The 18,903-nt window shown below is 45.1% G+C and carries 22 protein-coding genes; 19 read left to right on the top strand and 3 right to left on the bottom strand.

Annotation, left to right across the window (positions count from 1 at the left end):
- Positions 1-2 precede the first annotated feature (2 nt).
- Entirely contained in the window at positions 3-533 is a 531-nt protein-coding gene (locus LRM41_RS02440) for an inorganic diphosphatase (protein ID WP_243819308.1), read from the top strand.
- 42 nt (positions 534-575) lie between these two features.
- Here LRM41_RS02440 and LRM41_RS02435 read toward each other — a convergent pair whose 3' ends face one another.
- Positions 576-2,093, bottom strand: coding sequence for a RelA/SpoT family protein (locus LRM41_RS02435; protein WP_243819307.1), 1,518 nt, complete (start codon positions 2,091-2,093; stop codon positions 576-578).
- Between the two features lie 70 nt (positions 2,094-2,163).
- On the opposite strand from LRM41_RS02435, the gene gap reads away from it, so the two are divergent.
- Entirely contained in the window at positions 2,164-3,186 is a 1,023-nt protein-coding gene (gene gap / locus LRM41_RS02430; protein WP_129744640.1) for a type I glyceraldehyde-3-phosphate dehydrogenase, read from the top strand.
- Positions 3,187-3,305: 119 nt separating this feature from the next.
- On the opposite strand, the gene LRM41_RS02425 is transcribed toward gap, so the two are convergent.
- Positions 3,306-3,836, bottom strand: a complete 531-nt coding sequence (locus LRM41_RS02425) for a hypothetical protein (protein WP_243819306.1) — start codon at positions 3,834-3,836, stop codon at positions 3,306-3,308.
- Positions 3,837-3,911: 75 nt separating this feature from the next.
- Here LRM41_RS02425 and LRM41_RS02420 point away from each other — a divergent pair, with 75 nt between their 5' ends.
- The 7 genes from LRM41_RS02420 to LRM41_RS02390 all read left to right on the top strand — a co-directional run bounded on the left by LRM41_RS02420 (position 3,912) and on the right by LRM41_RS02390 (position 9,587).
- Complete coding sequence (locus LRM41_RS02420) at positions 3,912-4,364, top strand: RpiB/LacA/LacB family sugar-phosphate isomerase (RefSeq protein ID WP_129631214.1); 453 nt, start codon at positions 3,912-3,914, stop codon at positions 4,362-4,364.
- Positions 4,361-5,011: a ribulose-phosphate 3-epimerase gene (locus LRM41_RS02415; RefSeq protein ID WP_243819305.1), complete on the top strand. Its 651-nt coding sequence runs from the start codon at positions 4,361-4,363 to the stop codon at positions 5,009-5,011. Before LRM41_RS02420 ends, LRM41_RS02415 begins: the two co-directional genes overlap by 4 nt.
- Positions 5,011-5,847: a transketolase gene (locus LRM41_RS02410; RefSeq protein ID WP_243819304.1), complete on the top strand. Its 837-nt coding sequence runs from the start codon at positions 5,011-5,013 to the stop codon at positions 5,845-5,847. The genes LRM41_RS02415 and LRM41_RS02410 overlap by 1 nt, the downstream gene beginning before the upstream one ends.
- Entirely contained in the window at positions 5,844-6,806 is a 963-nt protein-coding gene (locus LRM41_RS02405) for a transketolase family protein (protein WP_243819303.1), read from the top strand. The genes LRM41_RS02410 and LRM41_RS02405 overlap by 4 nt, the downstream gene beginning before the upstream one ends.
- 434 nt (positions 6,807-7,240) lie before the next feature.
- Positions 7,241-8,152, top strand: coding sequence for a class II fructose-bisphosphate aldolase (locus LRM41_RS02400; protein WP_243819302.1), 912 nt, complete (start codon positions 7,241-7,243; stop codon positions 8,150-8,152).
- The gene (locus tag LRM41_RS02395) at positions 8,152-9,114 is read left to right on the top strand and encodes a carbohydrate kinase family protein (RefSeq protein WP_243819301.1); all 963 of its coding nucleotides are present in this window, start codon (positions 8,152-8,154) and stop codon (positions 9,112-9,114) included. The genes LRM41_RS02400 and LRM41_RS02395 overlap by 1 nt, the downstream gene beginning before the upstream one ends.
- Positions 9,114-9,587 carry a hypothetical protein gene (locus tag LRM41_RS02390; protein ID WP_243819300.1) on the top strand — a complete coding sequence of 158 codons (474 nt, stop codon included), beginning with the start codon at positions 9,114-9,116 and terminating at the stop codon, positions 9,585-9,587. The genes LRM41_RS02395 and LRM41_RS02390 overlap by 1 nt, the downstream gene beginning before the upstream one ends.
- Positions 9,588-9,594: 7 nt before the next feature.
- On the opposite strand, the gene LRM41_RS02385 is transcribed toward LRM41_RS02390, so the two are convergent.
- Positions 9,595-10,266 carry an LOG family protein gene (locus tag LRM41_RS02385; protein ID WP_243819299.1) on the bottom strand — a complete coding sequence of 224 codons (672 nt, stop codon included), beginning with the start codon at positions 10,264-10,266 and terminating at the stop codon, positions 9,595-9,597.
- A gap of 120 nt (positions 10,267-10,386) precedes the next feature.
- Here LRM41_RS02385 and LRM41_RS02380 point away from each other — a divergent pair, with 120 nt between their 5' ends.
- The 10 genes from LRM41_RS02380 to LRM41_RS03995 all read left to right on the top strand — a co-directional run bounded on the left by LRM41_RS02380 (position 10,387) and on the right by LRM41_RS03995 (position 18,896).
- Complete coding sequence (locus LRM41_RS02380) at positions 10,387-10,986, top strand: hypothetical protein (RefSeq protein ID WP_243819298.1); 600 nt, start codon at positions 10,387-10,389, stop codon at positions 10,984-10,986.
- A 27-nt stretch (positions 10,987-11,013) separates the two neighbouring features.
- Positions 11,014-12,984, top strand: coding sequence for an excinuclease ABC subunit UvrB (gene uvrB, locus LRM41_RS02375; protein ID WP_243819297.1), 1,971 nt, complete (start codon positions 11,014-11,016; stop codon positions 12,982-12,984).
- A gap of 30 nt (positions 12,985-13,014) precedes the next feature.
- Positions 13,015-13,809, top strand: coding sequence for a hypothetical protein (locus LRM41_RS02370; RefSeq protein ID WP_243819296.1), 795 nt, complete (start codon positions 13,015-13,017; stop codon positions 13,807-13,809).
- A gap of 65 nt (positions 13,810-13,874) precedes the next feature.
- Complete coding sequence (gene gatC / locus LRM41_RS02365; RefSeq protein WP_146475562.1) at positions 13,875-14,162, top strand: Asp-tRNA(Asn)/Glu-tRNA(Gln) amidotransferase subunit GatC; 288 nt, start codon at positions 13,875-13,877, stop codon at positions 14,160-14,162.
- Positions 14,162-15,532, top strand: coding sequence for an Asp-tRNA(Asn)/Glu-tRNA(Gln) amidotransferase subunit GatA (gatA, locus tag LRM41_RS02360; protein WP_243819295.1), 1,371 nt, complete (start codon positions 14,162-14,164; stop codon positions 15,530-15,532). Before gatC ends, gatA begins: the two co-directional genes overlap by 1 nt.
- Positions 15,532-15,951: a hypothetical protein gene (locus tag LRM41_RS02355; RefSeq protein WP_129636576.1), complete on the top strand. Its 420-nt coding sequence runs from the start codon at positions 15,532-15,534 to the stop codon at positions 15,949-15,951. The genes gatA and LRM41_RS02355 overlap by 1 nt, the downstream gene beginning before the upstream one ends.
- A complete protein-coding gene (gatB, locus tag LRM41_RS02350; RefSeq protein ID WP_243819294.1) occupies positions 15,951-17,399 on the top strand; it encodes an Asp-tRNA(Asn)/Glu-tRNA(Gln) amidotransferase subunit GatB in 1,449 nt (482 codons plus the stop codon). The genes LRM41_RS02355 and gatB overlap by 1 nt, the downstream gene beginning before the upstream one ends.
- 35 nt (positions 17,400-17,434) lie before the next feature.
- A complete protein-coding gene (locus LRM41_RS02345; RefSeq protein ID WP_243819293.1) occupies positions 17,435-18,328 on the top strand; it encodes a UTP--glucose-1-phosphate uridylyltransferase in 894 nt (297 codons plus the stop codon).
- Between the two features lie 15 nt (positions 18,329-18,343).
- Positions 18,344-18,631: a hypothetical protein gene (locus tag LRM41_RS02340; RefSeq protein ID WP_243819292.1), complete on the top strand. Its 288-nt coding sequence runs from the start codon at positions 18,344-18,346 to the stop codon at positions 18,629-18,631.
- The gene (locus LRM41_RS03995) at positions 18,600-18,896 is read left to right on the top strand and encodes a DUF5665 domain-containing protein (RefSeq protein WP_243819291.1); all 297 of its coding nucleotides are present in this window, start codon (positions 18,600-18,602) and stop codon (positions 18,894-18,896) included. The genes LRM41_RS02340 and LRM41_RS03995 overlap by 32 nt, the downstream gene beginning before the upstream one ends.
- Positions 18,897-18,903 lie beyond the last annotated feature (7 nt).

Genomic DNA, 18,903 nt, shown 5'->3' with positions numbered 1-18,903 from the left:
AAATGGCAGATTTTAATCAAATTTTAACACCTGGTGATGTCGATAACGGCATCGTAAATGTAGTTGTTGAGATTCCACAGGGATCAAGTCATAAAATTGAGTGGAATCGTGAGCTTGCAGTGATGCAGTTGGACCGTGTTGAGCCAGCTATTTTTGCAAAGCCAACAAACTACGGTTTCATTCCACAAACTTTGGATGAAGATGGCGACGAATTGGACGCGCTAATTATCACTGACGAACCGTTAACGACCGGTATTTTTATGGAAACAAAAGTTATCGGCGTGTTGGAATTTGTTGACGACAATGAAGTTGATGACAAGGTTATCGTTGTGCCAGCCGACGACCGAAACACAGGCAACGCAATCAACTCACTAGAAGACCTGCCTCCACAATTGTTGAAGCAAATTGAACACCATTTCAATCACTACAAGGACTTGAAGAAGCCTGGTTCAACAGTAGTCAAGGGATTCGGCGACGTAGAAAGAGCAAAGCAAATTATCCGCGAGTCAATTACTCGTTGGAACGAAAAATAAATCACGTTTGATTATTGATTAAAACTGGGAGACTGGCGAGCGTTACTTGTGTCGGAAGAACGAGGAAACGCCGCCAGTTAATTGTTGTAAGATGCCGTTTGAGCGGGATAATTGTAAGCGCAATTTGTCTTTGGCGTGTGGCGTAATTATGACGTCCCGCCAATCTGGTTTTGGACGAGCGGATTTGCTTGTTAAGACTTCAATTGTGTCGCCGTGCTGTAATTTGTAATTGAACGGTTTCATCACGCCATTGATCTTAAATCCACTTGCGCGCGCCGCGATATCGGAGTGAATTCGGTAGGCATAATCCAAGGGAAATGCCCCGCGAGGCAAATCATAAATATCGCCCTTTGGTGAGTACACGAAAATCCTATCAGAAAACAGCTTCATTCGGAATTTGTTGGAGTCGAACCGTTTTCCTTCGCTAATTAAGGCAGCAGCCTCCTGAAGCTCGCGAATCCACGATAAATCGGCTGGCATAGTTCCGATTTTTCCTTTTTTATAGGCGTCGGTCAATTTTTGCTCATTGTAATGGAAACTAGCCGCTAATCCACGCTCTGCGTATTCGTGCATTTCTTTGGTTCGGATCTGGAACTCGACAATTTGTCCGCTCGGAGTTTGCACGGTTGTGTGCAGACTTTGATAGCCATTTGGTTTTGGATTGGCAACATAATCTTTAATCCTCTCATACATCGGCTGATACATCTCGTGTAGAATTCCCAAAACCAGATAGCCGGTCGATAAATCATCAACAATTATTCTTAGGGCAATCAAATCATAAATCTTATCGATATCGCCAACTTTGTCCAATTTCTTAAACAGACTATAAACGCTCTTAACGCGTCCATCCATCTGAAAAACTAGCTTTTCCGCCTTCAGTCGCGCTTCAACTTCGCGGCGAACGTGATCCAATTTTCGTTGCGATTTTTTCAGTCGACTGTCCATCAAATTTTTGGTTTCTTGAAAAGCTTTCGGCATCAAATATCTAAAACTCAACTCTTCCAATTGAACACGAACTCGTCCCATGTTTAAGCGGTCGGCCAGCGGCGCAAAAACCTCAATCGTCTCTCTGGCAATTTTTTTCTGCTTTTCTGGCGCCATAAATTGCAGCGTTCGCATATTGTGCAGGCGGTCGGCTAGCTTGATAATTATCACACGCACATCTTCGCCCACGGCAATCATCAACTTGGTCAAATTGTCCTTGGTGTGCGGCAAATAACTATCCAAATTTCGCATCCCGGCGCGAGCTTGTGAAACTTTAGTTACGCCATCCACCAGAAACGCCACATCGCGTCCAAACAAACTCTCCAAATCGTCCAAAGTTGCGTCAGTATCTTCAACGGTGTCGTGCAGAACTCCCGCCACGACTGTATCAATATCCATGCCCCATTCAATCAGAATCCCCGCCACTGCCAATGGGTGATTGATGTAGGGTTCGCCACTTTTGCGCTTTTGTCCAGCGTGCTTTTCCGTGGCGTAATCGATTGCGCTCGCTAAAACCAATACTGGCACTTCGTCGTATTTTTGTTCAGCAATTGACAATAACTCTTCGCGCGTCATGTATATATTATACAACTTTGTAGTATAATTAAGAAAAGCTAAAGCGAAAATATCTAACAGGGAGGGCGATATGGCTGTAACGAGAATAGCAATTAACGGCTTCGGGCGAATTGGGCGCAATGCGTTTAAGATTGCTAACGAGCGAAGCGACTTGGAAATTGTCGCGATCAATGATTTGACTGACACGAAAACTTTGGCGTATTTGTTGAAGCATGATAGCAATTACGGTGAGTACGGACGTCAAGTTGATTTTACGGAAAACGAGCTGATTATTGAGGGTAAGTCGGTTAAGGTACTGGCTGAGAAAGATCCAGAAAATCTGCCGTGGCGAGATTTGAATATTGATGTGGTGATTGAATCGACAGGATTTTTCACCGATAAAGATGGCGCGGGCAAGCACTTAACGGCTGGCGCAAAGCGTGTGGTTATCAGTGGTCCGACGAAGTCTGAGGGAGTCGATACGATTGTTTTGGGAACTAACGACGATAAGGTGAAAAACGCAACGCCAATCGTGTCTAATGCTAGTTGCACGACCAATTCTTTGGGTGCGGTTATGGCGATTTTGGACGCGGAGTTTGGTGTTGAAAAGTCAATGCTAACGACGGTGCACAGTTATACGGCTAGCCAAAAACTTCAGGACGCGCCATCCAAGGATCTTAGAGAAGGTCGCAACGCCGCCGAAAACATTGTCCCGACTACGACTGGCGCCGCAATTGCTGTGACTAAAACCTTACCGCAATTAACTGGAAAATTTGATGGACTTAGCGTGCGTGTACCGACTCCAGTGGTGTCGCTTAGTGATGTGACGGCGCTTCTCAGGAAAGATGTGACTGTTGAGCAGGTAAATGACGCGTTCAAAAAAGCCGCCCAGAGTAATTTCTATCAAGGCATTTTGGGTGTTTCTGAGGAGCCTTTGGTAAGCCGCGACTTCATTGGTAATTCATATTCTGGAATTGTCGATCTTCCATTGACGAAGGTGGTTGGTGGTAATCTGATCAAGGTTATGGTTTGGTATGACAATGAATGGGGCTATTCGAACCGGCTGGTTGAACTGGTGGCGGATGTGGCGTATTATCTGAAAAAGAGTGAATAAGGCCATCTTCCAAAAAGGAAATAACCCCGCACCGTGATAGTGCGGGGACGCCGGGATTTCCGACGGTTTTGTTTTACAGAATATTTATCTTAGCGCGCCTTCTGCTGGCGCAGAGTACCTCAGTCCTTCTCAGACTCATTCTCCTCGGGCTCATTGGCCCCAAGGGAGTGCGTCAGATATTTCACCAACTTTTTTTTGGCGACCTCTCTACGGTGCTGCTGGATAGCTGCGAGTACGACGCCCGTCGTCAAAAAGACGACAGCCGCCCAGGCGGTGGCATCATACACTGCCGTCGGCAACGAGGATACTCCCGGATGCGGTACCTCCTCCGCTGCTTCCTTCCACGCACTCATGACAAGTGCGATATGGATGACACCGAATTCGGCTGCAGCGAACACGCTCGCTCTAACCAGTCGGCGACGGTGCAGCGCCTCAGTCAAAGCTGCGGACAGTCCTCCCACCAAGGCAAAAACCGTGATGGTAGTCAAAATCTCAGTAGACATGATTTCTCCTTCCAGAGAAAATTTTGAGGTACAGCCTTTCAAAGCCGCAACCTCAAGCGGAGTGAACTCTCCGCGAGTTTGCTTTTCGGCTTGAAAAGCTAAATGTATATAGCATACCAGTCGCGAAATGTCAATACTCTTTGTCAAATAGTTACACCCTACCTCTGATAAAATACCTAACTTTTCCTTGCAAAAATCACCGAAAACGCTTATACTAAAATTATGAAAATCTACCTCGGATCTGATCATCGCGGCTTTATGTTGAAAGAAAAAGTTTTTGCCTATTTGGTTAAAAATGGCTATGACGTTCAAGACGTTGGCGGTGTAGAATTAAATCCTGATGACGATTTTCCGCAATTCGCTCAGGCGGCGGCGTTAAAGGTCATTGGTGATGATAGCAAAGATCCGCGCGCGATATTAATTTGCGGTGGCGGTCAAGGAATGTGTATGGCGGCGAACCGATTCAAAGGAATTCGTGCCAGCGTGATTTGGGATGCTTTCGAGGCAAAAATGACACGCCAAGATAACGACTCGAATGTTCTATGTTTGCCAGCGCGAGTTTTGGAAGACAATGAGTCGGCGTGGAAGGGAATTGTGGAAACATGGCTAAACACTCCTTACGCAAATGCTCCGCGATTTAATAGGCGTAATGCGCAGTTGGATGAATTGTCATGAGTAATTCTGTAATCGCACCAGCAATTTTGGCAGAAAATGCCGATCAATATAAAGAGCAGGTTGATAAGATAACTGGGCTTGTTGAGCGTGTGCATATTGATATTTCTGATGGCGAATTTGCTCCGACTTTGACTGTTGGAATTCCAGAATTATGGGCGCCAGAGGGTTGGATGATTGATATTCATGCAATGGTTAATGATGTTGCTGACTATGTTCCGAAGTTGATTGCCTTAAGGCCGCATATGATTATTGTTCATGCAGAGGCTACTGGTGACGTAAAGACCGCACTCATGCAGATTCGTCAAGCTGGAATTATGGCGGGGCTGGCATTACTTAAGCCGACAGTTCCGCGAACGGTTGAGGAATTGATAAAAATAGCAGATCACGTGATGATTTTTAGCGGTGAGTTGGGGCGATTTGGCGGCACTGCTAGTTTGATGCAACTAGAAAAAATACGACTTATTAAAGCTATTAATCCTAGTGTTGAAATCGGTTGGGACGGTGGAGTGGCGGTAGACAATGCGTACAGTTTGGTCCAGGGCGGTGTTAACGTTCTGAACGTTGGCGGTGTTATTCAGAAATCGTCAGATCCTCGCGCCATTTTCTCCAGATTGCAGCAGGAGATTAATAAAACGAGCGTGCTTTAATGAATGTCGACCAAATGGCGAAATTAAAGAAAATATCGCAACAATTGCGAAAGTCTGTCATTCGTGAGCTATCCGAGGCTGGTTCGGGTCATTCTGCTGGGTGTTTGGGTTTTGCTGATGTTATGGCGGTTTTGTATTTTCATGCCATGCGACTAGATCCTGAGAATCCAGATTGGAAAGATCGGGATATTTTCGTGATGAGTAACGGTCATTATGCTCCGCTTTTATATGCGACGCTGGCGGAGCGGGGATTTTTCGATAAAAAAGAGTTGGCTAATTTGCGAAAATTTGGCTCTAAGCTTCAAGGTCATCCAGAGCGCGGCAGTTTGCCTGGAATTGAAACGACTAGCGGTCCTCTGGGCTGCGGTCTAAGTCAGGCGGCCGGCATGGCGTATTCATTGCAATATTTGGGTGGCAATTCTGAGCGGTTCGTTTACTGCAGTTTGGGCGATGGCGAGCTTGACGAAGGGAATATCTGGGAAGCGGCGATGTTTGCGAAAAAATATAATCTGGCGAATTTGATTGCGATTGTTGATAGAAATAATATTCAAATTGGTGGCGATACGGAAAAGGTGATGCCGCTAGGCGATTTGGCGGACAAATGGCGAAGTTTTGGCTGGGATGTACAGGAGATTGACGGGCATGATCATTTGGCGATAATTCAGGCGATTGATAAGGCAAAGAATTCTCGGCAGCCGAGCGTGATAATTGCGCATACAATTCCTGGTCGTGGCGTTGATTTTATGGAATACGATTACCGTTGGCATGGAAAATCTCCAAATGCTGAGGAGGCGGAGCGAGCGCTTGCTCAATTGAGTGAAGGGGTTGGTGAATGAGTTTCTTAATGGAAAATTGGCAGAATTCAGAACTTGCGGCAATTCGCGTTGGCTTTGGCGAAGGCTTGGTGGATATTGCGAAGAAAAATAATTTGGTGGTGGCGCTGAGCGCGGATTTGATGGAAAGCGTTGGCTTTGGCGGGTTTTATGAGGAAATCGGGAAACCGCGGGCAATTGAAGTTGGTGTGGCGGAGCAGAATTTGGTTACCGTAGCGTCTGGGTTGGCGGCTATGGGAAATATTCCGTTTGCGGCCAGTTATGCGGCGTTTAGTCCGGGTCGCAATTGGGAACAGATTCGAACGACTATTTGTCTGAACAATCAACCAGTTAAGTTGGTGGGTTCTCATGCGGGGTTAAATGTTGGTCCTGACGGTGCGACGCATCAAATGTTGGAAGATATTGCTTTGATGCGAAGTTTGCCAAACATGGTGGTTTTGGCGCCCGGTGATGCTAATGAAGCCAAGCTAATGGCGGCGGCAATGGCTGGAGATAAACGTCCGAATTACGTAAGATTACCGAGAGAAAAAACACCGCTATTCCTGAATCAATCTACTTTTGAGATTGGAAAAAGTTATACGTTAAGGCGCGGTAAAGATGTTGCCTTGTTTGGAACTGGCACGATGACTTATCAATTGTTGTTGGCAGCGGAAAAGCTTGCAAATGAATATGACATTCAGGCGGAAGTGATTCATTTCCCGACGATTAAACCGCTGGATGAAGAGGCCGTACTTAACGTAGCTCAAAAATGCCAGGCTGTCATTACGGCGGAAGAGGGGCAGATTGCTGGTGGATTTGGCTCAAGCGTGGCAGAAGTTCTTAGTGATAATTTACCGGTGAAGATGAAGCGAATTGGTGTCAATGACGCGTTTGGTGAGTCGGGTAAGATGTCTGAATTATGGAAAAAGCATGGTTTGGATGTCGATTCGATTGTTCGTAGTGTTGTCAATTTTCTCCAGTGAAAAACCCGCCAGGAGCTACCGCCAAGATCTAATTAAAGACCTCAAAGCAGTAGTCCTGACGGGTATGTGATTATCTACGATGATGTTTCATACCGTAGATAATTGAGAGGAGTGAGATACTCCCCAGCGCAAATGCCACTCCCTCGAGCGGTCCATAGACTGCTAGTAGACAGATAAGTGCTGCCAACCATACCGCGCACATCATCAAGATGAACAGGATAAACCCGCTAAGTGCGAATTTGGCTATCCTAACAACAGGGCTCATTTTTCTTCCTTTCTGTGAAGAAAACGCTCAAGGCTAAAGGACTCTTTCGCCCTAAGACAGAGCCTTGAGCAAAAGCTATTTTATGTTATCACCAAAACAACATGATGTCAATTCTCTTGGCATAGCGGGCGGTAATTGATATAATTACCATAAGTATTTAGGGGGCAGTATGGGATTATCGATTTCAGAGATTCGGAAAAACACGACGCGGGCGCGTCATTTAATGCAGCGAACACGGGCGCAGCGTTTTGCGGTTGGGGCGTTTAATATTGACAATCAAGAGACGCTGATTGCGGTGGCGCGGGCGGCACAAAAGCTTCAATCGCCAGTGTTGGTTGAGGTTTCTGACGCCGAAGTGAAGGCTATGGGTCTAGAGAACGTCCGTGATTTGGTGGACAATTATAAGACTGAGTACGGAATTGAAATGTATTTGAATTTGGACCACGGTCCGACGGTTGAGGGTTGTAAGCGAGCGATTGACGCTGGATATGAGTTTGTCCATATTGATATTTCTCAGGCGAATCACGACGCTTCAGATGAGGAAATTATTGCGAAGACTCGTGAAGTTGTTGAATATGCCAAGTTTACTGGTGCGCTAGTGGAATCTGAGCCGCATTATTTTGGCGGCAGCTCAAATGTTCATACGGAAGATATAAATTATGAGGAAATAAAAAAGACCTTTTCTACACCAGAAGGCGCGCGTGCGTTTGTCGAGGCGACTGGAATTGATACTTTTGCGGCGGCGATTGGTAATTTGCATGGCAAATATCCAGTTCCGAAAGTGTTGGATTTGGATTTGTTGGCTGATATTCGTGAGGCGATTCATTGTCAGATTTCGTTGCACGGTGGGTCTGGCACGCCGCTACATTATTTTGAGGACGCTGCGAAAATTGGCGTTTCTAAAATCAATATCAATTCTGATATGCGTTATGCTTTCCGAACGACTTTGGAGAAAACCTTGCGAGAAAATCCAAATGAGTATGCCATTGTTAAGTTGATGCCACCAGTTTATGCCGCTGTGCAGGAAGTGGTGGAGTCGAAGATTAAGGCGTTTAATTCCGTACGAAAGGCAGTGGTTTAATGGCAAAAATCATTACCGTTGGTGCGGCAATTCAAGACGTATTTTTAAGCCAATCAGACGCACTGACACCAGTTTGTGAAAGTCCAGAACACTGTTTTGCGCGACTGGATTTGGGGGCGAAAGCCGACGTAAACCAGATTCATTTTTCGACTGGCGGTGGCGCCACGAACGCCGCGGTAACGTTTTCCAGGCAAGGGCATTATGTTAGTTTTATGGGCGCAATTGGCCATGATCCAGCTGGGCAAGCAGTGATTGCTGACTTGGATAAGGAAAATATTGACACGCATTTGGTGAGATATTCACCAAAATACAGTACGGGATATTCAGTTTTACTATTAGCCTCAAATGGCGAGCGGACAATTTTAACATACCGTGGTGCTTCAACGCATTATCACGAGTCAGACTTTGATTTATCAGAAGAAGATGCAGATTGGCTGTACGTTTCAACATTGGCGGGAAATATGTCAATGCTTCATAAGTTATTCCAGCAAGCCAAGCGTCGCGATATGAAAATTTGCTTCAATCCTGGAAAGAAAGAATTAGCGCAAAAGGATAAATTGCTGGGGTTATTGTCTGATGTCGATGTTTTAACTCTGAACAAAGAAGAAATGCAGCAATTGGTGTCTGGCGAGGATTTGGAGGCCTTGGTTAGAAGAGGTTTGAGATTAGTTCCGGTCGTTTTGGTGACGGACGGCGTAAATGGCTCAATCGCAAGCGACGGAAAAACCATCGTGCGAGCGCTGATGTACGATGACAGGCCGTCAATTGACAGAACTGGCGCTGGAGATGCGTTTGCGTCGGGATTTTTGAGCGAATGGGCACGAGGTGGCAATTTGAAAAACTCTGTAATTATGGGCAGCGCGAACGCTAGCTCGGTGGTTATGAAAATTGGAGCAAAGGCTGGAATTTTATATGCTGGCACAGTACTTCATGCTATGCCAATTCAAGAAAGGGAATTATAATGGCGCAAAATTTGGGGAAATTGTTGGGTGGTGACGCGAAAAAACGTCGAGCATTAACCGAGCTCAGACAGATGACTAGGGATGATAGCGACGTGCGATTGATTGCGGAAATATTAGCTAGGGCGCACTCAATTATTCGTTCTTTAGGTCTGGATCCGTCAAACGCTACGGCAGAAGAAATTTATCAATCACTAATGGCTATTGCGCCGAAAGTAGACAAATGGGCGCCATTCAAGGCTTCTGAATGGGTGCTTTTGGACGTTGATGGTCAAGTGATTTCGTTTAATCCAATTGACATTATAAATAACTATCACTGCCAGTTACCTCTGGGAAAGCAGCAAACAACGTATGGCAAACGAGGCTTGGGATTTGAGATTACGCGCCGATATAAAAACCACCCGCGCACATATAATCCAGCTGTGGAGCGAGTGGTTTGTCAGGGTGGAATTTGTTGGATTGAGCCGAAAAACTAAAAAATAATTATCGGTCGCAACAAGTTCGCTGATTTTTGATCAAATTAACCACCTCTGGAATATCTTCGGTGATTGTGTAGGTTTTTTCATCGCCGTCAGATATTAGCTTGTTTGGTAGCATGTTGTCGCGAACAAAATCATCCCATTTACCCCAGAATTTTTTATCAAACAGGATAATTGGTACTGGCGCCATTTTCTTAGTTTGTGTCAATGTGATAATCTCACAAATTTCATCCATCGTACCGAATCCGCCGGGGAAACAAACGTACGCGTCAGCCAGAAGCGTCATAACGATTTTTCGTGGCGCGAAGTGAGTGAATGCGAACGAATCTGTCGTGTAGTTGTTTAAGGATTGCTCGTGTGGCAAGCGAATATTGAATCCGACTGATTTTCCGCCAGCTTCCATAGCGCCGCGGTTTGCCGCTTCCATAATTCCGCCACCGCCGCCGGTGATAATTGTGTAGTCTTCTTTAGCTAATTGGAATGCTAGGTCTTTGGCTTTTTGGTAATATCCATTATCTTCAGTTATCCTGGCTGATCCAAAAAAAGTCACGGTTTTATGATATTTTTGGAGAATTTCATAGCCAGCATGAATTTCGTCATCGACTTTTCCTAATCTGAACATCGCAGCCTGAAGTTGCAATTCGCGCGGAATACAAACATTTTTCGGTGTCATCATTATCCTTTTTATTTTATGATTTTAACTTTATTACTATATCATAAAATGTCTATGGTTACAATACGTTGACGGCAAATAATCCATCATACACAATCAAAGCACAATCTAAATGGAGGTTTTATGGAGAACAAATCAACGGCTAATAAATGGCTGATTGCGGCGGTGATTGTTATGGGCATAATCATTGTTGCTATGGCTACTTGGATAATTGCTGGTGCTATGCATAAAAATAGTGATTCTAACTCTTCGGTAAAAACCAGCCAAACAAAGAAAGATTCATCTGATTCACTGGAAAAATCTCGCGATGAAGGCGAAGAACCGTCAGATACGGCAAAGAAAGAATATAAAGATTTCCGGACTAAAGGCGACGGTACGGGCATTCGTTTAACTTCAGCAAGTGATGTTGATAAATTGGATATTGACAGTTCTTTGAAGAAGTTCTTGAAGTCTAAAGTCGGTCAGTCAATTCCGGAGCGTGAAGGTTCTGTGTATGAGCCAATCATCGACCGTGCATACGGAAAATATGCGGCAGTATATGGCTTGACGAACGCTTATATTATTATCGGACCAAAGAACGGTACTGGTGAAATTGCAATTGTTGCGGGCACGCAGCAAGGTGGCATGCCGTGCTCAGACTTGAAGTTGGCATCGGTTCCGAGTCGCTTGGTTGACGGCAAATGTGAAGTTTCTGGCTCGTCTCAAACTTATAATCAAGACTAGTTTTTGTAAATATAGTAAAATAGAGAGGTGAATAAATTTCGCCTCTCTTCTTCATATAAGCCCACAGGCGATCAGCCGCGAGCAATTGCTCAATTAGTTGATGGTTTGGAAAAAGGTCAGCGCGAGCAAACCTTGCTGGGTGTAACTGGTTCGGGGAAGACGTTTACGATGGCGAATATTATTGCCAAGCGCAATGTGCCGACGCTGGTTTTGGCTCACAATAAGACTTTGGCGGCGCAACTTTTTTCTGAGTTTAAGGAATTTTTCCCCGACAACGAAGTCCATTATTTTGTTAGCTATTTTGATTACTACCAGCCAGAAGCATACATTGCTTCAAGCGACACTTATATCGAGAAAGATTCGAAAATCAACGACGAAATTGATCGACTTAGGCACGCTGCGACTTCCGCGTTATTGACGCGCCGCGATGTAATTATTGTGGCTAGTGTAAGTTGTATTTACGGCATTGGTTCGCCAGAAACTTACGCTGACATGGCTATTAAATTGACCGTTGGTGAGCGCCGAGTCCAGGACAAGTTTATTCGCCTATTGACCGACATTCAGTATAAGCGCAATGACGTCGATTTTGCGCGCGGAACTTTTCGGGTGCGCGGCGATGTCGTGGATATTTTTCCAGCGGGTCAAGATACTGCGGTTCGCGTGGAATTCTTTGGCGATGAAATTGAGCGGCTGACGAAGATCGACCCTTTGACTGGCGAGATTTTGGATCGGCCAGACCAATTGACAATTTTCCCGTCCAGCCACTATTCGACACCACGTGAACGAATTGAAAAAGCGATTGTTGGGATTGAAAATGAGTTTAATCAGCGACTGAAATGGTTTGAAGATAATGGCAAGTTTTTAGAGGCACAAAGGCTAAGTCAGCGCACCAAATATGATTTGGAAATGCTGAAGGAAACTGGTTTTGTGAAAGGGATTGAGAATTATTCGCGCTATTTAACCGACCGAGAACCTGGTGAGCAGCCTGCGACTTTGATTGATTATTTTCCGGACGATTGGCTACTTTTGGTTGACGAATCGCACATGACATTGCCGCAAGTTCGAGGAATGTACAACGGTGATCGCGCCCGTAAGGAAGTTTTGGTTGAGCATGGTTTTCGTCTTCCAAGCGCGCTGGACAATCGCCCACTTCGATTTGACGAGTTCAATCAGCATATTCATCAGGCAATTTATGTTTCCGCTACGCCAGGAGATTATGAACTTTCTCATTCGCCAAAGCCAGCTGAGCAGCTTATTCGACCGACCGGATTGCTTGATCCGCCAATTGAAGTTCGACCAACCGACGGGCAGGTTGATGATTTGATGGAGGAAATTCGCCAGACGATTGCGAAAGGTCATCGCGTGTTGGTGACGACATTAACCAAGCGAATGGCGGAGGACTTGAGCGCTTATTTGACGGAAAACGGCGTGAAGACGGCGTATTTGCATAGTGAAATTGACACGTTGGAGCGTGGCGATATTCTGAAAGATTTGCGTCTTGGTACGTATGACGTGTTGGTTGGAATTAATCTATTGCGTGAAGGTCTGGACCTTCCAGAAGTCAGTTTGGTGGCAATTATGGACGCCGACAAGGAAGGTTTCTTACGTAGTGAGCAGGCGCTAATTCAGACGATTGGAAGGGCGGCGCGGCACGTTGATGGGCGAGTTATTATGTATGGCGACAATGTTACGGATAGTATGCGTCGAGCAATTGACGAAACGAATCGACGTCGAGCGATTCAGCAGAAATATAATGAAGAGCATAATATTACGCCGCAAACTATTCAGAAGAAAATTGACGATGGTTTGCGCTCGATTATCCCACAGAAAGAGTCTGATAAAAAGCCAAAACTTAACCTGAAGAAAATTCCAAAAGACGAATATCCGACTTTGATTAAAGATCTGACGGCGCAAATGGAATTACATAGTGCCAATCTGGAATTTGAAAAAGCGGCAGAACTGCGTGACTTAATTGCAGAAATTCGTCATACTATGTAGAATAAAAATATTATTAGATTAGGAGGGATTATGGCAGCAAAAGAACAGCCACAGCCAACAAACGTCGCGCAACCAGAAATGCCGATGCAACCAAATGCTTACCAGGCATATCCACCACAATACGCATACGAAGACCCGAATAAGGGCAAGGCAAAGATGCTAACTTTGGAATACGCTTTGGCAATGGGTTCAGCGATTATTTCAATCATGTTGCTGATTGACATCATAACTAAGGTGTTTGGTTTGTGGACAAATTCAACATCAATGTTATTAAGAAGTGTCGGCGGATTTTTCGCACCATCGATGGTAACTCAGGGAACAGGAATTATTGCAGCGTCAGTATTTGCTGTGCTTTTGGCTGTATTGTCACTAGTTCTATTCTCCCGCGTATCAAAAGCTGTTCCGGAGCGTGAAGGCTACACAAAGCGAACAGCTTACAAATTGGTAACTTACGGCGGTTTGGCTGTTTTGATTATTCCAGCCGTTGACTTGGTTGCTCGATTGGTGAGTATTTTGATCAACTCATTGCTATTTATTGGCGTTGGTGACGGCGGCGAATTCTATAAGAGTTTGTACTTGGGCGAATTCTTGCCATACGCATTAGCTCTTGCAATTGTTGCTACTGGCGCTTACTTCATTTGCCAAATTGTCAAGGGACGCAACATGTCAAAGGCTTTGTCTTTGATGCTGATTGTGGCTTCTTCTGTCGTATTATTGACTGGCGCTATCACAATCGCCGTTAAAGCACACGACACGGGTAGCTCAGTAAAGACTATTCCATCAGATTACAGTCGCTACAAGAACTACCAAGATTACTCAATGTAATAAAACTTGGAAAAATAAAGTCGCTCACTTTGATGGGCGGCTTTTTTTAGTGGTATAATATTGATATGATAACTATTTCTACCAGCGATATTCAGCACTTGGCGAGTTTGAGTAGTCTGGCATTGACTGATGACGAAACCGACGGACTGCGCCAAGATTTGGAAAATATAATTGGCTATATTGAGCAGTTGGGCGAGCTTGACGTGTCGGGTGTTGAGCCGACTTATCAAGTTACAGGACTGAGCAATGTCTGGCGCGAAGATGAAGTTCAGGCGGGGATTCCTGTTGAGGAGTTGCTTGATTTGGCGCCAGAAAAACAGAATAATCAAGTGAAAGTTCCGCAGGTATTGTAATGAGTAAGATTAGTGATTTTATTGGCAAGGGCGCGGTCGAGAACGTAAAAGAAGCATTGCGACGAGCGCGTGAAATTGAGGAATATAATGCGCTGCTTAGCTTGACAGAAGAGCGTGCGCTGGAGCGAGCAGAAAAAGTTGATGCTGGCGAGATTTCTGGACGATTGGCGGGCGTGCCATTTGTTGTGAAGGACAATTTTTTGGCGTTTGGTGCGCCAACGACTGCCGCTTCAAAAATGCTAGAAAACTTTAATGCGCCATTACAGGCGACGGCTGTTGAGAAATTGGAAGCTGAAGGTGCGATTTGCATCGGTAAGGCGAACTTGGATGCTTTTGCACACGGTGGTTCGACGGAAAACTCGGCATTTGGTCCAACCAAGAATGCTGCTGATAAAACGCGAGTTGCTGGCGGATCATCTGGTGGATCGGCGGTAGTCACGGCGCTTGACGTGGTTCCGTTTGCGCTTGGTACAGATACTGGTGGTTCGATTCGTCAGCCAGCCAGCTTTAACGGCGTAGTTGGAATTAAGCCGACTTACGGGGCGGTTAGTCGTTATGGCGTAGTAGCGATGGCATCAAGTACGGACACGATCGGCTGTTTTGCTACGAATGCTGAAGATACGGACTTGGTGATGGAAATTATGGCTGGTCGCGATGATAAGGATATGACGACTTTGCCTGATTTTTGGAATAATCAGCCAGAATTTGCAAAGAAAAAGATAGGTCTAGTCAAGCAATGTATGACCGACGACGTGGACGCGGAAGTTCGCCAAAAAACGCTTGATTATGCGGAGAAATTGAAGCAGCTTGGCTACGAAATCGAGGAAGTAGATTTGAGCATGATGCAACATTCTCTGGCGATGTACTACATAATTGTGCCAGCGGAATTGTCTTCGAATTTGGCGCGATATGACGGCGTGCGATACGGCCATCGAGCGGCGGAAGTAAAGACTTTGGCGGAACTTTATGGTCGTAGTCGAAATGAAGGTTTTATGACCGAAAATAAGCGACGAATTATGATAGGAAGTTTCGTATTGTCAAGCGGATTTTTCGATGCTTATTATATGCAGGCTCAAAAAGCCAGGACGCTATTGATTGACGAATTTAAGAAGTTATTTACCGAGTATGACGCGCTATTGATGCCGGTTGCGCCGACTCCTGCGTTTAAGATTGGGGAGAATGCTAGCGATCCGATAAAAATGTATTTGGCGGACATTATGACCGTGTCAGCAAGTTTGGCTGGACTTCCTGCAGTTTCAGCGCCGGCTGGGAATAGTGATGAAGGACTGCCAATTGGCGTGCAGCTTATTGGCGATTACAAGTCGGATAAGAACTTGCTGAAGCTAGTTTCGGAAGTGGAGAAGATTTGATGGACGGATTGATGGTTGCGATAGTTGTTGCGGCGTTGATTATCGGCGCCTTGCTGATGATTTTCATTCAATTGACTTCTCGTGGTCGCGGTCAAATTGACAAAGAAATGTACCAGAGGGTTTGGCGGCAAATTTTGCGCAATGTCGAAACCAGAAAATCGGAAAGTATGCAGATGGCGATAATGAAGGCGGACAAGTTGCTAGACAAAGCTATGCGCGACTGCGGCGTGGCTGGCGAAACGATGGGCGAACGTATGAAATCTCGCAAGGGATATTGGAGCGATGAAAATGGGCTTTGGGCGGCGCATAAATTGCGTAATCAAATTGCCCACGAAACCAACGTAACGGTAACGGCGCAGAGTTTTCGTCGAGCTATGGCGAGTTTTGAACAGGCATTAAAAGATTTGGGAGCATTATAATGAGTGTATATGACGATTATGAAATGACAATTGGTATCGAATGTCACGTTCAGCTGGCGACGAAAACCAAGCTATTTAGCCCGGCCGACAATGACGCTCGTGACGCTGAGCCGAATACTAAGACGCATCAGATTGATTTTGGTTTGCCGGGGATGTTGCCGGTTTTGAATAAACACGCTGTTGAGCTGGCAGTTCGTGCTGGAAAAGCTTTGAATTCGCCGATTGCGCACGTTAGCCGGTTTGATCGAAAGCATTATTTTTATCCAGATTTACCAAAGGGCTATCAGACTTCGCAGATGTATAATCCGATTATTTTGGCTGGATATGTCGATGCGCCGCTGGAAGATGGTTCTTTGAAACGCGTGCGAATCCATCATGCTCACATGGAGGAAGATGCTGGTAAGTTAACGCATCACGACGGCTATTCGTTGGTCGATCTTAACCGTGCTGGCACGCCGTTGATTGAGATTGTTTCTGAGCCGGATATACATTCGGCTGAGGAGGCTAAAGCTTACGTTTCGGAACTACATAAATTGATGGTTTACGCGGGTGTGACTTACGGCAATTTATATCACGGAAATATGCGATTTGACGTCAATATTTCAGTAGCAAAAAAGGGTGCGATGGAGCTTGGAAAGCGCGCTGAAATTAAGAATCTCAATTCCTTCCGTAGCGTTGAAAGGGCTGCTGAGTACGAGTTTAAGCGTCAAGTCGATATCTTGGAGCGTGGCGAAGAAGTTGTTCAGGAAACCAGAGGCTGGAATGATGACAAGCAGATAACTATTTCTCAGAGGTCAAAGGAGGACGCGCAGGATTATCGTTATATGCCAGACCCAGATATTCCGCCAGTTGTGTTGACTGACGAGGTGATTGCTGAAATTCAGTCCAAAGTGCCGATGCTTCCGGGTGAATATAGGGAAAAATGGAGCGCGCTAAACTTGGATAAATCTGTTATCAATTCGCTTTTGTCTAATCAGAATTATGCCCAGATTACATTGGAAGTTCAGAAAAAGTCTGGTGAGGCTTCCGCTAAGCGAGTCGCGCATTGGTTTGCGAGCGCATTGACGGCTTCTGACGAAAGTGACGCGCAAACGGACAATGAATCTACACGTGTGGCAGTTGACGATTTGATAGAATTGGCTGAAATGACAGAGAAGTCTGAAGTTTCCAGCACGAATGCGAAGGAGTTATTTAATGAGCTTCTGGCTGGCGCGAAAAATCCGCGTAAACTTGCCGAAGAGAAGAATTTGTTGCAGGTTTCTGATGAGTCGGCGATTACTGCAATCGTTGACGAAGTTCTGAGTGATCCAGCTTCAGCGGCGTCAATTGCAGACATCAAGGCTGGAAAAGATAAGGCTATCGGCTATTTGGTTGGGCAAGTCATGAAGAAGTCTAAGGGTCAAGCCAATCCAAGCCTTGCGCAAAAACTGATTCGCGAAAGACTTTAGAATTGCTGAAAACAATAGGGAATAGGAGCTGAAATATGAGAAAACCAACTAAAGCCATCATCGCTGCTGCCGGTTTTGGTACGCGATTTTTGCCACAAACTAAAGCCATGCCAAAGGAGATGTTGCCGCTGATTGATAAGCCGATTATTCAATACGTCGTCGAGGAATTAGTTGAGGCTGGCATTAAAGATATCATCATTATCGGTAGCGCGAATAAGCGAGCAATCGAGGACCATTTTGATGAGCCGAACGAAGAGCTTTTGGCTAATTTGCGCGCTGGCGGTCCTAAAAAACAGCCGTTCATTGACGAGGTGCAGAATTTGGCTGAGATGGCAAACTTTATTTATATCCGCCAGAAGGGCCCGTACGGCAACGCAACACCTTTGGCCTGCGCTTCGCATTTGATTCATCATGATGAGCCTGTGATTTACACATTTGCAGATGACTTTATTGCGGCTAGCCCAAGTCGTTTCAAGCAGATGATTGAGGCATCAGAAAGCTTAGATGGAGCGGTTCTGTCATGTAAGAAGATAACTGATGACACGGAATTTGATCGTTATGGAGTCATCAATGGTCAAGGAGTGAAAGACGGCGTTATAAAAATGACGAACATTGTTGAAAAGCCAGGTAAGGATAATGCGCCTTCTGATTTGGCGAGCGTTAGTAGCTATTTACTTCCGGGTGAGATTTTTGGCTATCTAGATAAAGCCAAGGAAGAATTTGACGGCAACGGCGAGTTTACAATCCAGCCAATTATGCAGCAAATGATTGACGACGGATTTGATTTTTACGGCGTAGAAATTACGAACGGCACTTATTATGATACTGGCGACAAATTGGAATATCTAAAAACGGTGATCGACTTTGGGCTGCGTGATCCTAACTTTGGTGATAAATTGCGCGCTCATCTGACGGATCGCCTAAAATAATGTATAATAAATAGCATGAACGGATTGCTTATTATATTAGTGATTTTGATGGTGATCTTTGTCATCATGATGATCGCTATGACAATTTCCATCATCAAATTAACGCGTCAAATTCGTCAAACCCAGCAGAACGTGGAGGTAATAAGTCAGCGAATTGCTAGTCTGAATGGAATTGTGAGTACGGTTTCAATTGGCGTGGAGCTAGCCAAAAGCTTCGCTTCAAAAAGTGGATTTTTCTCGAAATTTTTCTCAAAGAAGAAGGTAAGAAAGAGTGAAAAAGTCAGCCAAAGAACAGCCAAATAAGCTAACAAAAAAAGTCGTTCGCGATAATGAAAATGACGCCCGCAAGGCAATTTTGGAGGATTTGTTCTTTGATTTTCATAAATCCCGGCACCAAGTTTATTTGATGAACTTTGTTCGAGGAATTTTCTTTGGATTGGGGAGTGCTTTGGGCGCAACACTGTTGATCGCACTGTTGATTTGGATTTTAGGGCAATTCGCTGACATTTTCCCGCCGTTGGCTGATTTTATCAATCACTTAATTGAGACAATGCAGCGTCGTCAATAGCGTGCTA

It is taken from the genome of Candidatus Nanosynbacter sp. TM7-087, assembly GCF_022828365.1.
GTDB lineage: Bacteria > Patescibacteriota > Saccharimonadia > Saccharimonadales > Saccharimonadaceae > Nanosynbacter.
The sequence above is the reverse complement of the archived record's forward strand: the minus strand, read 5'-3'. Positions and strand labels throughout refer to the sequence as shown.